At 36.9% G+C, this 14,290-nt stretch carries 12 protein-coding genes; 5 read left to right on the plus strand and 7 right to left on the minus strand.

Going from position 1 to position 14,290, the window contains the following annotated elements; all coding sequences use genetic code 11:
* Positions 1–191 precede the first annotated feature (191 nt).
* The 7 genes from gyrA to dnaA form a co-directional block, all read right to left on the minus strand.
* A complete protein-coding gene (gene gyrA / locus MLE14_RS13735; RefSeq protein ID WP_243298963.1) occupies positions 192–2,687 on the minus strand; it encodes a DNA gyrase subunit A in 2,496 nt (831 codons plus the stop codon).
* 116 nt (positions 2,688–2,803) lie between these two features.
* A complete protein-coding gene (gene gyrB, locus MLE14_RS13740; protein ID WP_390628870.1) occupies positions 2,804–4,729 on the minus strand; it encodes a DNA topoisomerase (ATP-hydrolyzing) subunit B in 1,926 nt (641 codons plus the stop codon).
* Between the two features lie 37 nt (positions 4,730–4,766).
* The gene (gene remB / locus MLE14_RS13745) at positions 4,767–4,997 is read right to left on the minus strand and encodes an extracellular matrix regulator RemB (RefSeq protein WP_279326260.1); all 231 of its coding nucleotides are present in this window, start codon (positions 4,995–4,997) and stop codon (positions 4,767–4,769) included.
* 13 nt (positions 4,998–5,010) lie between these two features.
* Complete coding sequence (recF, locus tag MLE14_RS13750; RefSeq protein ID WP_243298965.1) at positions 5,011–6,126, minus strand: DNA replication/repair protein RecF; 1,116 nt, start codon at positions 6,124–6,126, stop codon at positions 5,011–5,013.
* Between the two features lie 13 nt (positions 6,127–6,139).
* Positions 6,140–6,352: a S4 domain-containing protein YaaA gene (gene yaaA, locus MLE14_RS13755; RefSeq protein WP_279326840.1), complete on the minus strand. Its 213-nt coding sequence runs from the start codon at positions 6,350–6,352 to the stop codon at positions 6,140–6,142.
* A gap of 283 nt (positions 6,353–6,635) precedes the next feature.
* The gene (dnaN, locus tag MLE14_RS13760) at positions 6,636–7,772 is read right to left on the minus strand and encodes a DNA polymerase III subunit beta (RefSeq protein WP_243298967.1); all 1,137 of its coding nucleotides are present in this window, start codon (positions 7,770–7,772) and stop codon (positions 6,636–6,638) included.
* A 302-nt stretch (positions 7,773–8,074) separates the two neighbouring features.
* A complete protein-coding gene (dnaA, locus tag MLE14_RS13765; protein ID WP_243298968.1) occupies positions 8,075–9,421 on the minus strand; it encodes a chromosomal replication initiator protein DnaA in 1,347 nt (448 codons plus the stop codon).
* A 695-nt stretch (positions 9,422–10,116) separates the two neighbouring features.
* On the opposite strand from dnaA, the gene rpmH reads away from it, so the two are divergent.
* The 5 genes from rpmH to mnmE all read left to right on the plus strand — a co-directional run bounded on the left by rpmH (position 10,117) and on the right by mnmE (position 14,090).
* Positions 10,117–10,251 (plus strand): 50S ribosomal protein L34, encoded by a 135-nt coding sequence (gene rpmH / locus MLE14_RS13770; RefSeq protein ID WP_097156559.1) that lies wholly within the window; start codon positions 10,117–10,119, stop codon positions 10,249–10,251.
* A gap of 176 nt (positions 10,252–10,427) precedes the next feature.
* Positions 10,428–10,793, plus strand: coding sequence for a ribonuclease P protein component (gene rnpA, locus MLE14_RS13775; RefSeq protein WP_243298969.1), 366 nt, complete (start codon positions 10,428–10,430; stop codon positions 10,791–10,793).
* A 180-nt stretch (positions 10,794–10,973) separates the two neighbouring features.
* Positions 10,974–11,738, plus strand: coding sequence for a YidC family membrane integrase SpoIIIJ (gene spoIIIJ, locus MLE14_RS13780; protein WP_390628889.1), 765 nt, complete (start codon positions 10,974–10,976; stop codon positions 11,736–11,738).
* Positions 11,739–12,359 carry an RNA-binding cell elongation regulator Jag/EloR gene (gene jag / locus MLE14_RS13785; protein ID WP_243298971.1) on the plus strand — a complete coding sequence of 207 codons (621 nt, stop codon included), beginning with the start codon at positions 11,739–11,741 and terminating at the stop codon, positions 12,357–12,359.
* Positions 12,360–12,704: 345 nt separating this feature from the next.
* Positions 12,705–14,090 (plus strand): tRNA uridine-5-carboxymethylaminomethyl(34) synthesis GTPase MnmE, encoded by a 1,386-nt coding sequence (gene mnmE, locus MLE14_RS13790; RefSeq protein ID WP_243298973.1) that lies wholly within the window; start codon positions 12,705–12,707, stop codon positions 14,088–14,090.
* The last annotated feature ends 200 nt before the right edge of the window (positions 14,091–14,290 follow it).

Here is a 14,290-nt window from a genome sequence, read left to right on the forward strand (position 1 = left end):
CATATACACGTAACTCCATTTCTTTTGTCTTGTTTCTAGACAATTCAAGTATAAAAGAATTGGATGTCTACGTGTTTTTTTATGAATAAAAAGTTGTGTTCAAACCCCAACAAATATTATAGAGCCTAAAAAAATAGAGGCTGAATCAGGTTATATCATTACTGCTTCAGCCTCTGAATTACTATACTAGCTTATGCTTCCTCTCCAATATTGTCCTGATTTTCGTAGTCTTGCTCATCATCATGTGCTTTTTCTTCTTCCTTTTCTACCTTTGCAACAGTTGCAACGTGATCCTGTTGTTCATCAAGTCTAATCAAACGGACTCCTTGCGTATTACGCCCCATTGTGGAAATATCATTAATTGCCATACGGATTAGCACACCATTCGCTGTAATAATCATCAAATCTTCTTCGCCGGTTACAGCTTTCATGCTAACTAATTCTCCATTTTTCTCTGTAATATTGCAGGTTTTAATTCCTTTTCCTCCACGGCCTTGAATTCGATATTCTGTCGCTGGGGTTCGTTTTCCATATCCATTTCTGGTGACAATAAGAATTTCAGAATTTTCTTCCAAAATCTCCATTCCTATTACTTCATCATCGTCATCTAGTGTAATACCTTTAACCCCTGAAGCTGTACGGCCCATTGAACGGACATCTGTTTCAGGAAAGCGGATAAGCATTCCTTTTTTAGTGCCAATAATGATTTCTTTCGTGCCATCAGTTAGACGGACAGAGATAAGTTCATCCTCTTCACGTAGTGATACAGCAATTAATCCAGAAGTACGAATATTAGCAAATGATGAAAGCGGTGAACGTTTAGAAATTCCGTGTTTCGTTGTAAAGAACAGATACCAATCATCGACAAATTCTTCTACTGGAATAATCGCATTAACCCATTCATCTTTATCTACTTCAAGAAGATTGATGATCGGCAAGCCTTTTGCAGTCCTGCTGAACTCAGGGATTTCATAACCCTTGGCACGATAAACCTTCCCTTTATTCGTAAAGAATAGGATGGTGTCATGTGTAGAAGTGGTTAATAAATGTTCGACAAAATCATCTTCATTTGTACCCATTCCTTGAACACCGCGTCCTCCGCGTTTTTGAGAGCGATACGTAGATATTGGAAGACGTTTAATATAGCCATTATGAGTTAATGTAATGACGATGTTTTCTCTTGGAATTAAATCCTCGTCTTCAATATTTTCTACACCGCTGATTGTGATTTCAGTGCGTCTCTCATCGTTAAAACGCTCTTTAATCTCTGTAAGCTCTTCACGAATAATTTCTAATACTTTTTCTTCATCAGCTAAAATCGCCTTTAATTCTGCAATTAATTTGACTAATTCAGTATATTCTTCTTCAATCTTGTTTCTTTCAAGTCCTGTTAAACGCTGCAAACGCATATCTAAAATAGCTTGAGCTTGTTTTTCAGATAGATTGAATTGATTCATTAACCCTTCCCGTGCAATATCTGTTGTTTCAGAAGCACGAATAAGAGCAATAATTTCATCGATATGGTCTAATGCAATTCGCAAGCCTTCCAGAATATGGGCTCTTGCTTCTGCTTTTTTAAGATCAAATTCGGTCCGTCTCCGAATCACAATTTTTTGATGTTGAAGATAGTGGCTTAGAGCCTGCTTAAGGTTTAATACCTTAGGCTGCCCGTCTACAAGAGCAAGCATATTGATACCAAAGCTTGTTTGCAAGGCAGTATGTTTATAGAGGTTATTGAGCAATACGTTCGCATTGGCATCCTTGCGAACCTCAATGACAATCCTCATTCCATTACGGTCCGACTCATCACGTAAATCTGTAATTCCGTCAATTTTTTTATCGCGTGCAAGCTCTGCAATTTTTTCAATGAGCCTTGCTTTATTCACCTGATATGGAATTTCATTTACGATAATCGTTTGTTTCCCATTTGCCTTTTCTTCAATTTCTACTTTAGCCCTGATCGTAATAGAACCTTTACCTGTTTCATAAGCTTTTCTGATCCCGCTTCTTCCTAAAATCAGTCCGCCTGTAGGAAAATCAGGACCAGGGATGTAATCCATAAGCTCTTGAATCGTAATGTCCGGATCCTTACTCAAAGCTAGTACACCATCAATGACCTCACCGAGCTGATGAGGAGGAATATTGGTAGCCATTCCTACAGCGATTCCGGATGTTCCATTCACTAAAAGATTAGGAAATCGTGATGGAAGTACAGCAGGTTCCTTTTCGGAACCATCGTAGTTATCTTGATAATCGATGGTGTCCTTTTGGATATCACGAAGCAGCTCCATTGAGATTTTAGACATTCTTGCTTCGGTATAACGCATCGCAGCAGCAGAATCTCCATCAACTGAACCGAAGTTGCCATGACCGTCTACTAGCATGTAACGATAGTTAAAATCCTGTGCCATCCGTACCATTGTGTCATAAACAGCTGAGTCACCGTGAGGGTGGTACTTACCGATAACTTCCCCAACGATACGCGCCGATTTTTTGAATGGTTTATCGGCTCTCATTCCTAAGTCATGCATTGCATATAAAATTCTGCGATGTACTGGCTTTAAACCATCCCTTACATCTGGAAGAGCACGAGAAACAATAACACTCATCGCATAATCAAGGAAAGATGAGCGCATTTCCTGACTTATATTTACTTCCATTACATTTGAATTTGGCATTTCAGCCATAAGGAAAACCTCCTTAAAATCAAACCCTAGATATCATTACAAAGGTTATAAAAAACTATGAAAAGCAGGATAGGTTTGAATATCTATCCTGCCTGTTCTAGGCGATTCGCTTTCTTCTAAATATCTAAATTCTTTACATAAACAGCGTTTTCTTCAATGAATTGGCGTCTTGGTTCTACACGGTCACCCATTAATATTTCAAAGGTTTCATCCGCTTCAATCGCATCTTCTAAGCTGACTTGAAGCAGTGTCCGATTAGCTGGATCCATCGTGGTTTCCCAAAGTTGCTCAGGGTTCATTTCTCCAAGTCCTTTATAACGCTGAATTTCCGGTTTCGTATTTTCAGGAAGCTGTGATAATAACTGATCGAGCTGACGATCATTGTAGACGTATTCAACCCTTTTTCCTATCTCGACTTTATAGAGAGGCGGCTGAGCAATATAAATGTATCCTGCTTCTATAATTTGTCTCATATAACGGTAGAAGAAGGTAAGAAGAAGCGTCCGGATGTGGGCTCCATCTACGTCTGCATCTGTCATAATTACAATTTTATGATAACGTGCTTTTGTAATATCAAAATCCTCGCCAATTCCAGTACCTAATGCAGTAATGATTGTCCTAATCTCGTTATTGGAGAGAATTTTATCTAAACGAGCCTTTTCTACGTTTATAATTTTTCCTCTTAAGGGAAGAATAGCTTGGAAATGACGATCTCTTCCTTGTTTGGCCGAACCCCCTGCTGAGTCACCCTCAACGACATAAAGCTCACTGATTGAAGGATCTTTCGAAGTACAGTCGGCTAGTTTTCCAGGCAAACTGGATACTTCTAAGGCACTTTTTCTTCTTGTTAATTCACGTGCCTTTTTTGCAGCCAAACGGGCACGGGAAGCCATTAAACCTTTTTCTACGATTTTTCGTGCAACTGCAGGATTTTCTAATAGGAATTTTTCAAATCCTTCTGAAAAAATAGCATCAGTAATAGCTCGAACCTCAGAATTACCTAATTTTGTCTTGGTTTGCCCTTCGAACTGGGGATCAGGATGTTTAATGGAGACAATAGCAGTTAATCCTTCACGAACATCTTCTCCTGTCAGATTATCGTCCTGTTCCTTAAAAAGTTTATTTTTACGGGCGTAATCATTAATAACTCTCGTTAATGCTGTTTTAAAGCCAGATTCGTGGGTTCCGCCTTCATACGTATGAATATTATTGGCGAACGAATAAATATTGCTTGTGAAGCCATCATTATATTGCAGGGAGATCTCGATAGAAATGCCTTCTTTTTCTCCCTCCATATAAATTGGTTCTTCATGAATAACTTCCCTTGTCCGGTTTAAATGTTCTACATATGATTTTATTCCGCCTTCATAATGGAACTCTTTTCTTTTATCTGTGCGTTTATCCTCAATGTTGATTTTAATTCCTCGATTAAGGAATGCGAGCTCTCGAACACGAGTTAGTAAGGTTTCATAGTCATATTCAGTTGTTTCAGTAAAGATTTCAGGATCCGGCTTAAAATGTGTAATTGTACCTGTTTTATCGGTTTCTCCGATTACCTTTACATCCTCAACAGGAACTCCCTTATGATATTGTTGATAATAAACTTGGCCTTCTCTGTGGACGGTTACCTCAAGCATAGTAGAAAGGGCATTTACAACGGATGCCCCTACACCGTGTAATCCTCCGGAAACCTTATAGCCTCCGCCGCCAAACTTCCCGCCTGCATGGAGAACGGTCATAATAACTTCTAAGGCAGGTCTTCCCATTTTTTCATGGATTCCTACAGGTATACCTCGTCCATTATCGGTTACAGTAATACTGTTATCTTTTTCAATAATAACATTTATTTCAGAACAATAACCGGCCAATGCTTCATCAATACTGTTATCAACAATTTCCCATACTAAATGATGTAAACCTTTAACGCTAGTGGACCCAATATACATCCCAGGTCTTTTTCGAACAGCTTCAAGTCCTTCTAAGACTTGTATCTGATCGGCATCATACACTTGTTCTTCACTCATTTTTGGTTCCATTGTCATCCTGACCACCTGCTATTTCTATCCCAATTCGTAACGACTATAGGCTCTTGAGTTTACATCTTTTTTTCAATGTTTGGGAAGAAAAGGGGGATTGGTAAATAAAATCTTTTGTTATAACAAAGGATTTTATGACCCCTTTCGATAGCCTGTGAATTTTGTCGTTGTTATTTGTTATAAATTCCATGATAAAGTCTGACGATGATTCATCAATAATGGCAACGATATCATCAGTTCGGACAACCATTTCTTCACCCACATGTAAATACATAGTGCACCTCAGACTAATTCCTGCTTAAAGTACCTGATTCTACATACCAAATAGTCGCATCATCTAAAACTTGATGATCAATTCCTTCTGTACTTGTCGTTGTAACAAAGGTTTGGACCTTACCTTGTATCGTATTTAAGAGATGAGATTGCCGATGATCATCCAATTCTGATAAAACATCGTCTAAAAGAAGAATGGGATATTCACCTATTTCTTTATTAATTAATTCAATCTCAGCAAGTTTAACAGATAAGGCTGTAGTTCTTTGTTGTCCTTGGGAACCATATGTTTGAACATTTTTATCATTTACATAAAATTCCAAATCATCTCGATGCGGCCCTGCTAAGGTCACGCCACGCTCCCATTCGCTATCTCTTATTTTAGCAAATTTTTCTTGTAATCCCTCTATTATTTTCGACAATTGTTCATTTTCTGATACATGTACAGAAGGGCGATACCGAAGTGTTAAATTCTCTTTCCCGCTCGTTATACCTGAATGGATGGGACGCGCCCAGCTCTCTAAGAGGCGAATAAATTCAAACCGTTTTTGAATGATTTGGGCCGCCAATGCAATTAGCTGTTCCGTAAATACATCCAACATCATGTTATCTTTTGACTTTGAAAGCTTTTGCATTTTTAAAAAGTGATTTCGCTGTGAAAGTGACTTTTGATATTGACTGAGCGTGTGCAAATAAACAGGAGAAACTTGTCCAATCTCCATGTCAATAAAGCGCCTTCTGATTTGCGGATTCCCTTTTACTATATTTAGATCTTCGGGGGCAAACATAACTACGTTCATATGCCCCACATAACGGCTAAGTTTTGATTGTTCAATGTGATTAACTTTAGCTTTTTTTCCCTTTTTTGAAATTACAAGCTTCATAGGCAAAGAAGCATGTTTTTTTTGTATACTACCTTCTATTTTAGCATAATCTTGTTCCCAGCGGATTAATTCTCTATCTTGCGAAGTACGGTGGGACTTAGCCATGGCCAATACATATATGGATTCCATCACATTCGTTTTACCCTGTGCATTTTCGCCTTTTATGACATGGATTTTATCATCGAAATTGACCTCAAGATGCTCGTAATTCCTATAATTTTTTAAAATCAGTTCTTTAATGTACATCTTGAGTCTTCCTTTATCCTATAATTTTGAAGTCCCCCACATCTGGGATCTCGATTTTATCTCCAGGCTTTAATTTTCTGCCTCTGCGCTGCTCTTTTTCTCCGTTTACCCTAACTTCATTTTCCTCTAAAAACCATTTAGCTAAGCCACCTGATCCAATCACATCAATCATTTTTAAAAATTGGCCTAATGTTACATATTCAGTCTCAATTTGAACAGATTTCAAAAATAATCGCCCCTTTTCCTGTGGATAACATATATTTCGTGCCAGATTAATTCCACGATCAGGCGTTTTTATTTCAGGTTAAACATTCTGTGAAACCCTAACCTGCAAATAATCGTTCTACCTCGATTTTGCCCCTTTGCAGTCATTTTATAATTCGGCTAAACAAAAAAGGAGCCGACCTGGTTCAAAGCACCTTTAAGCACATATTCCATGTTTACATAAGCAAACAATTTACATTCTGTGTTTATTGGCCTTAGAACTGATCGGTCAGCCCAAGTGATCATCAAAATGTTCGAACAGGAAGGATTAACTGGAGAATGAAATCATTATCAATTGAACGAATGACGAACGGTCTCATGGCTCCAGTAAAACTAATCTTTATTTCGGTTGAATCAATAGCTTTTAATGCATCCATTAAATATTTTCCGCTAAAGGATATTTTCAATTCTTCACCTATAATCGATTGAGTTTTTACAATTTCAACGACTCGTCCTATTTCTGGTGAATCAGAAGAAATTTCTATAGAATCATTTCCAATGATAGAAAATTTAACAACATTATTTCTTCCTTCTCTTGCCAATAAAGAAGCCCGGTCTATTGCTTGAAGGAACTCTTTTGCATTCAAAATAACATCTGTCTTACTTTCGTTTGGAATTAATCTTGATGTATCCGGATAATTTCCTTCTAATAATCTAGAAAAGAATAATAAATTTTTTGTTTTAAATAGAATTTGATTTTGCGTCAGTACCATTTCAATTGGATCCTGACTATCATCCAAAATTTTATTTAATTCATTTAAGCTTTTTCCTGGAATCACAACACTATGAGAATGATTTAATTCGCTTTCCAGCGGTGCTTTTCTCCAGGCCAGTCTATGGCTGTCAGTAGCCACACAAGTCAATTCATTATTTTCAATTCTCCAATGAACGCCGGTTAAGATAGGTCTTGTTTCAGATGTTGAAACAGCAAATACAGTTTGCCGAATTATTGCTTTTAATAGATCAGTCGGCAATTTGTAGACTTCTTCTTCTTCAATTTGCGGCAATCGAGGATATTCTTCCGCATCTAATCCATTAATAGAGAATTCTGCATTCCCTGATTTTATAAAGGTTTGCAAGTTATCTTTAACTTCAATCATGACCGTATCTTCTGGCAATTTGCGAATAATATCATTAAAAAATCTTGCCTGAAGAACAATACTTCCTGTTCTCTCAATTTCTACGATTATCTGTTCATCTTCTACTTTAGGTATAATCGTTTCAATCGATATATCTGAGTCGCTGCCTGTTAATGTAACGCCTTCCTCTGTAACCAACAGTTTGACACCTGTCAAAATAGGTATGGTGGTTCTAGAAGAAACAGCCTTCATTACATCCTGTAAGCTTTCAACAAGCCGGTCCCTCTGAATCGTAAATTTCATGGTTTTCGATCCTCCATTTTATTGGACATTGTGCCTTTTTCATTAGTAAAAAATATTTGGATACTGAACTTTTATAATTGGCGATTCCGCTTTTCTCTATCATCTCACATTTTTTTCCTTTATGAAATTAAAAATGTCAAATGACATGTCTATTATTTATTCTTTTTTAATAAAAATATAGTAATAATAGTACTAGGTGCTGTGGATTTGTGGATAAGTTCATTTTATGAAAGGAAACACAGCCTATCCACATGTGGACAGACTGTGTATATTCTATGTCCGGTTATTCACAGTACACACATCTATATTTTTAGCATTTGTTTGATTTGTTTGATCTGCTGCTGTAATTGAGGATCGGAATCTAGCATTTTTGAGATTTTTTCATGAGCATGAATAACGGTTGTATGATCTCTTCCGCCAAATTCCTCGCCAATTTTAGGCAATGAGAAATCCGTGAGTTCTCTTGATAAATACATGGCAATCTGTCTTGGAAAAGCAATTGATTGGGTCCGTTTTTTAGCTTTAAAATCTTCAAGTTTTACATTGAACTGTTCTCCAACAACCCGCTGGATGTCAAGAATCGTTATTACTTTTGGCTTCGAGCTTGGAATGATATCCTTAAGTGCTTCAGCAGCTAAATCTGCATTTATATCTTTATTGATTAAAGACGAATAGGCAACAACCCGTATTAACGCCCCTTCAAGTTCACGGATGTTCGAGTCAATTTGATTCGCAATATAGAGCATAACTTCATTTGGAATATCCAGACCTTCTGCTTTTGCCTTTTTTCTTAAAATGGCAATCCTGGTTTCCAGATCAGGGGGTGTAATGTCGGTAATTAATCCCCATTCAAACCTTGAACGCAGCCGTTCCTCTAAAGTTGGAATTTCTTTAGGCGGCCGGTCACTTGAAATAATAATTTGCTTACTTTCTTCGTGCAGTGTGTTAAACGTATGGAAAAACTCTTCTTGTGTTGATTCTTTCCCCGCTAAAAACTGAATATCATCAATTAATAGTACATCCACATTTCGATATTTATTTCGAAAATCAACCGCTTTGTTGTCCCGAATCGCATTAATAAATTCATTTGTAAATTTTTCAGAAGATAAATAGACAACCTTCGCTTTTGGATTATGTTCAATCACATAGTGACCGATTGAATGCATTAAGTGCGTTTTTCCTAATCCTACACCCCCATAAATAAACAATGGGTTATATGCCTTTGCCGGAGCTTCAGCTACAGCAAGTGAAGCGGCATGGGCAAATCGGTTACCAGATCCAATAACGAATGTATCAAACGTATATTTGGGATTTAGCATACTTTGCGGAATGTCAGCAGGCTCTTCCACTGCTTCAATCCTCTTTGAAGGAAGAATGACATCAAAATCATCCTCTTGTTTACTCTGAGGAATGATAAATTTTACTTCAAGCTTTTCACCTGTGAGTTCAAAAAGGATGTTTGATACGAGTTGACTGTAATGACCCTCAAGCCAATCGCGGGCAAACTCATTTGGTGCTACCACATCGAGGGTATTTTCTTTTAATGAATGAGCTTTTGTCGATTTTAGCCACGTTTCATAGCTTGGCTTACTGATTTTCTTTTTGACACTCTCCAGTACTTTTTCCCACAGGTCATCTAAATTTTTCAAAAATCAAACCCTCCTTTGCCCGCAACCTTCTCTTTTTCGTCACGAGTTATGTAAAGATTGCTCTTTACAACAAAACATACGTTTCTAGCAATCTTTGAAGCTAGAAACGGCTTCAGAATAGATACACTCTTTACGAGTCTTTATCCGAAGCCTTTAAAATAATGATTTAATTATAAAAATGAGTGCTTAGTAAAATGTGGATAAAAATATAATAAGGAAAAAAAGAGACTTTTCGACATTACGCACGATTTGTGGACAACTTTTATTCAGAGGTTGGGGAAAACTATCCACATACTATCCACAGTTTGTGGATAAATCGATTATCCACAACACTTTATCCTCAAGTAAAACAAGATTATCATATCAAATTGTGCTATGATTCGCAATGCATTTCTTGCATTATCCACAAGAAAAACAATTTGTGAGTATCTTTTTTCCACAAGAAGATAATTTGTGCAAAAAATGTCGGGAACCTGTGCAGATAATGAAAAATTTGTCAAATATTATCCACAGCTTTAAATGACTTGGATTTTGCTGTTCTATAACAGAAATATTGTTAAATTTAATGAAATTCAAATGTATTTCTATAAATTTGCTGTAAAGAAGGAGCCTTGACATCATCAAGCCAGATACTTATAATGAGAAAGAATGTCTTTAAAGCAGCAAATTGTTATTCCTCAGAGGAGGTGTCATACATGAAAAGAACATACCAACCTAATAAACGTAAAAGAAGCAAAGTACATGGCTTCCGTCAGCGTATGAGCACAGCTAACGGCCGTAAAGTATTAGCTCGCCGTCGCCGCAGAGGAAGAAAAGTACTTTCTGCATAAGCCACTGAATAGGATCAGTGGTCTTTTTTTTACATAGATAAAGCGAAATGCTCTTTTGCTCCGCTGTTTTTGGACTTTAGGCTGTAAAGAGTACATAGAAGCTTTTGACTGATATTTTGTGATTTTGGAAATCCTTCTGATTAGTAGAAAGAATTTATAGTAAGTCAGGTGTTTTCATGAAAAAAGAGTTAAGAGTCAAAAAAAATGAAGATTTCCAAGTTATTTTCAAAAAAGGAAAATCTGTTGCAAATCGGCAATTTGTTGTTTATAGCTTAAAAAAAGAGGAACAACCCTATTTTAGGATTGGAATTTCTGTAAGCAAAAAGATAGGAAACGCAGTAAAACGAAACTATATTAAACGATGTATCCGTAAATTTTTTCAGGATTATGCACAAGATATTCGCGCTGGATATGATTATGTAATTATAGCTAGGAAACCAACTTCCGACATGGATTACCACCAAATGGAGAATAGCCTCACACATGTTTTGCGTCTTGGTAAAATAGTAAATGTACAACTTTCCGCAACCAAAAAAAAATAATCCATATCTCTATCATATTTTGACTTAATTTATAGAAGGTATTTTCTATTTTTCCTAGAACTATATTAAAGCTGGAATGCATATAAGGAATAATGGTACAATACCTTTTGAATGTTTAGATTTTTTAAATGGATACAACTGAAGCAGTTTAGTTAGGAGGCAATACGCTTGAAAAAACGCATGGGGTTATTACTCAGCTTAATCGTCCTAGTGATGCTATTATCTGGGTGTACCGAAATTAATCAGGATATCACGAGTGAAAGTGAAGGCATTTGGAATGAATATTTTGTCTATCCGCTTTCTTGGCTCATTATTTACACTTCTAACCTGGTAGGAGAAAATTATGGATTAGGTTTAATCATTGTTACATTATTAATTCGTTTTGCGATCTTGCCATTAATGATTAAGCAGACAAAAAATACAAAAGCAATGCAGGCACTTCAGCCAGAGATGGAAGAACTTCGTAAAAAGTACAGTTCTAAAGACCAGGCAACTCAGCAAAAGCTTCAGCAAGAAATGATGCAGCTTTTCCAAAAGCACAATGTGAACCCGCTTGCAGGATGTTTTCCTTTATTAATTCAAATGCCAATCCTAATTGCTTTCTATCATGCGATCATGAGAACACCTGAAATCGGTGAGCATAATTTCTTATGGTTTGACTTAGGGGCAAGAGATCCGTATTTTATCCTGCCTTTAATCGCAGGTGCAACAACCTTCCTGCAGCAAAAGATAATGATGGCTGGAGCAGCAAATACACAGCCGCAAATGCAAATGATGCTTTGGCTTATGCCAATTATGATCATTATTTTTGCAGTATCACTGCCATCCGCTTTATCTCTATACTGGGTTGTGGGAAATATCTTTATGATTATTCAAACTTTAGTTATTAAAGGACCAGATCTCAAAACTAGGGCTGAGACTGGGAAAGCAGGGGGAAGTAAATAAGTGAAACAAACTACGGCTACAGGGCAATCGGTTGAAGAAGCGGTTCAATCAGCTTTGGCTGAGTTAAACATCACGATGGATAAAGCTGAAATTACCGTGATTGATGAAGGGAAAAAGGGACTTTTAGGAATTTTTGGGACAAGACCGGCAGTCGTTAAGGTAAAGATAAAAGTGGATCCCATTCAAGATTCAATCAATTATTTAAAAGCAGTTACTGAAAAAATGGGAGTTCAAGTAGACATTGAGGTATCTCAAAATGGCAGAAATTTAGAACTAACCATGAATAGTGATAAATCTGGGCTTTTAATTGGAAAAAGGGGACAAACCCTTAACGCGCTGCAATATTTAACCCAGTTAGTGGCTAACCATTCTTCAGAACAGTACGTAACGGTTATTTTAGATACTGAAAACTACCGGGAAAAGAGGAACCAGACGTTAGTTCAATTAGCTGAACGTTTAGCATACAAAGCTATTCAAACAAAAAAAGAAGTTGTTTTGGAACCAATGCCTTCATATGAGAGAAAGGTGATTCATACCGCTCTCTCCAATAACACAAAGGTGCGGACATTTTCTAGCGGTACCGAACCAAATCGACATATTGTAATTGCACCTGAGCTGTAGCTTCTAAGTAATAGACTCCTAAACCATTATGGTTTAGGAGTTTTTTTTCTTATTTTGGAATAATATAGTTTATCTATTATTTTCTCTAGGTATTTTTTGAAATAAAATATAAAAATTTTTATAAAAGAAAACGAAGCACAATGTAATAAAAAACGAGGTAGCATTTAATTGTTATTCACATGTGGATAAGATAAAATAACGAGTGGAAGTTTTGAGTGTTGTGGATAAATATGACTACAATTTTATGCACAAAAATGATAAAATTGGAATTTAAGGCTTTGTTTGTGAATAAAAGGGTAACCTTATAATAGATGAGTGAAAAACAAAGTGAAAAGGGGTGATAAAATGGAATTTGATACAATTGCTGCGATATCGACACCAATGGGAGAGGGAGCAATTGCTATTGTACGTTTAAGCGGGGACCAAGCTGTTGAAATTGCAAACAAGCTCTTTATCCCAAAGGGGAAGAAGAGATTAAAGGAACTTGCTTCACACACGATTCATTATGGTCATATACAAGAGCCAAAAACAGGTGAAATTATAGAGGAAGTAATGGTATCTCTAATGAGAGCCCCTAAAACCTTTACACGTGAAGATGTAGTAGAAATTAACTGTCATGGGGGACTTGTATCGGTTAATCGTATTTTGCAGCTGGTGTTAAAACATGGGGCTCGGCTGGCTGAACCAGGGGAATTTACAAAACGGGCTTTTTTAAATGGACGAATTGATTTATCTCAGGCTGAAGCGGTTATGGATTTAATACGGGCAAAAACTGACAAAGCAATGAATGTAGCCCTTAAACAAATGGAAGGTCGGCTGTCAAAGCTGATTCAACGTTTGAGACAGGATATTTTAGAAACCTTAGCTCATGTGGAGGTTAACATTGATTATCCAGAATATGATGATGTTGAAGAAATGACTCATCGTGTTCTTTTAGATAAGGCGAAATCGGTTAAAAGTGAAATTGAAAAAATACTGCAAACAGCAGGGCAAGGGAAAATTTTAAGAGAAGGGATTTCAACGGTTATAATAGGAAGACCTAATGTTGGTAAATCTTCACTCTTAAATAGCCTTGTTCATGAGAATAAGGCAATAGTAACCGATATACCAGGAACTACACGTGATGTGATCGAAGAATATGTAAATATAAGAGGGATTCCGTTAAGACTGGTTGATACTGCAGGAATTCGTGAAACCGAGGATATTGTTGAAAGAATTGGGGTTGAACGCTCTAGACAAGTATTGAAAGAAGCAGATTTAATTTTGCTGGTGTTAAATTATTCAGAGGATTTAAGTGAAGAGGATCTCAATCTCTTTAAGGCAATTGAAGGGATGGACGCGATCATTATTGTGAATAAAACCGATCTTCCTCAAAAAATCGACTTAAATAAAGTTAAAAAAATGGCTAATAACCAGCCCGTTATCACGACCTCTTTATTAAAAGAGGAAGGGGTCGATCAATTAGAGGAAGCGATCGCCTCTTTATTCTTTGAAGGGGGATTAGAAGCGGGGGATATCACCTACGTATCCAATAGCCGGCATATTGCCCTGTTAAATCAAGCTTTACAAGCGGTTGAGGATGCAATCGAAAGTGTCGAAAGTGGTATCCCAATTGATATGGTCCAAATTGATATGACCCGGGCATGGGAACTGCTGGGGGAAATCATTGGTGACGCTGTTCACGAAAGCTTAATTGATCAATTATTTTCACAATTTTGTCTTGGGAAATAAGAAAAGCGAAGCGAGGCAACTTTCAATCACATCATGAAGAACATCTATGAGATACTTTATAATGCCTTGCACCGAGCTGATGGTAAACTCCTTCGATTTTGCTTTGTTCTCAGTTGCATCCTATTAAGACCATTATTGAAGAAGACTTTACTCACTGTGCTCTGGCACTAGACAGTTATCAAAGTTCAGAGTTTATACTT

The organism is Bacillus litorisediminis (assembly GCF_022808645.1).
Classification (GTDB): domain Bacteria; phylum Bacillota; class Bacilli; order Bacillales; family JC228; genus Bacillus_BF; species Bacillus_BF litorisediminis.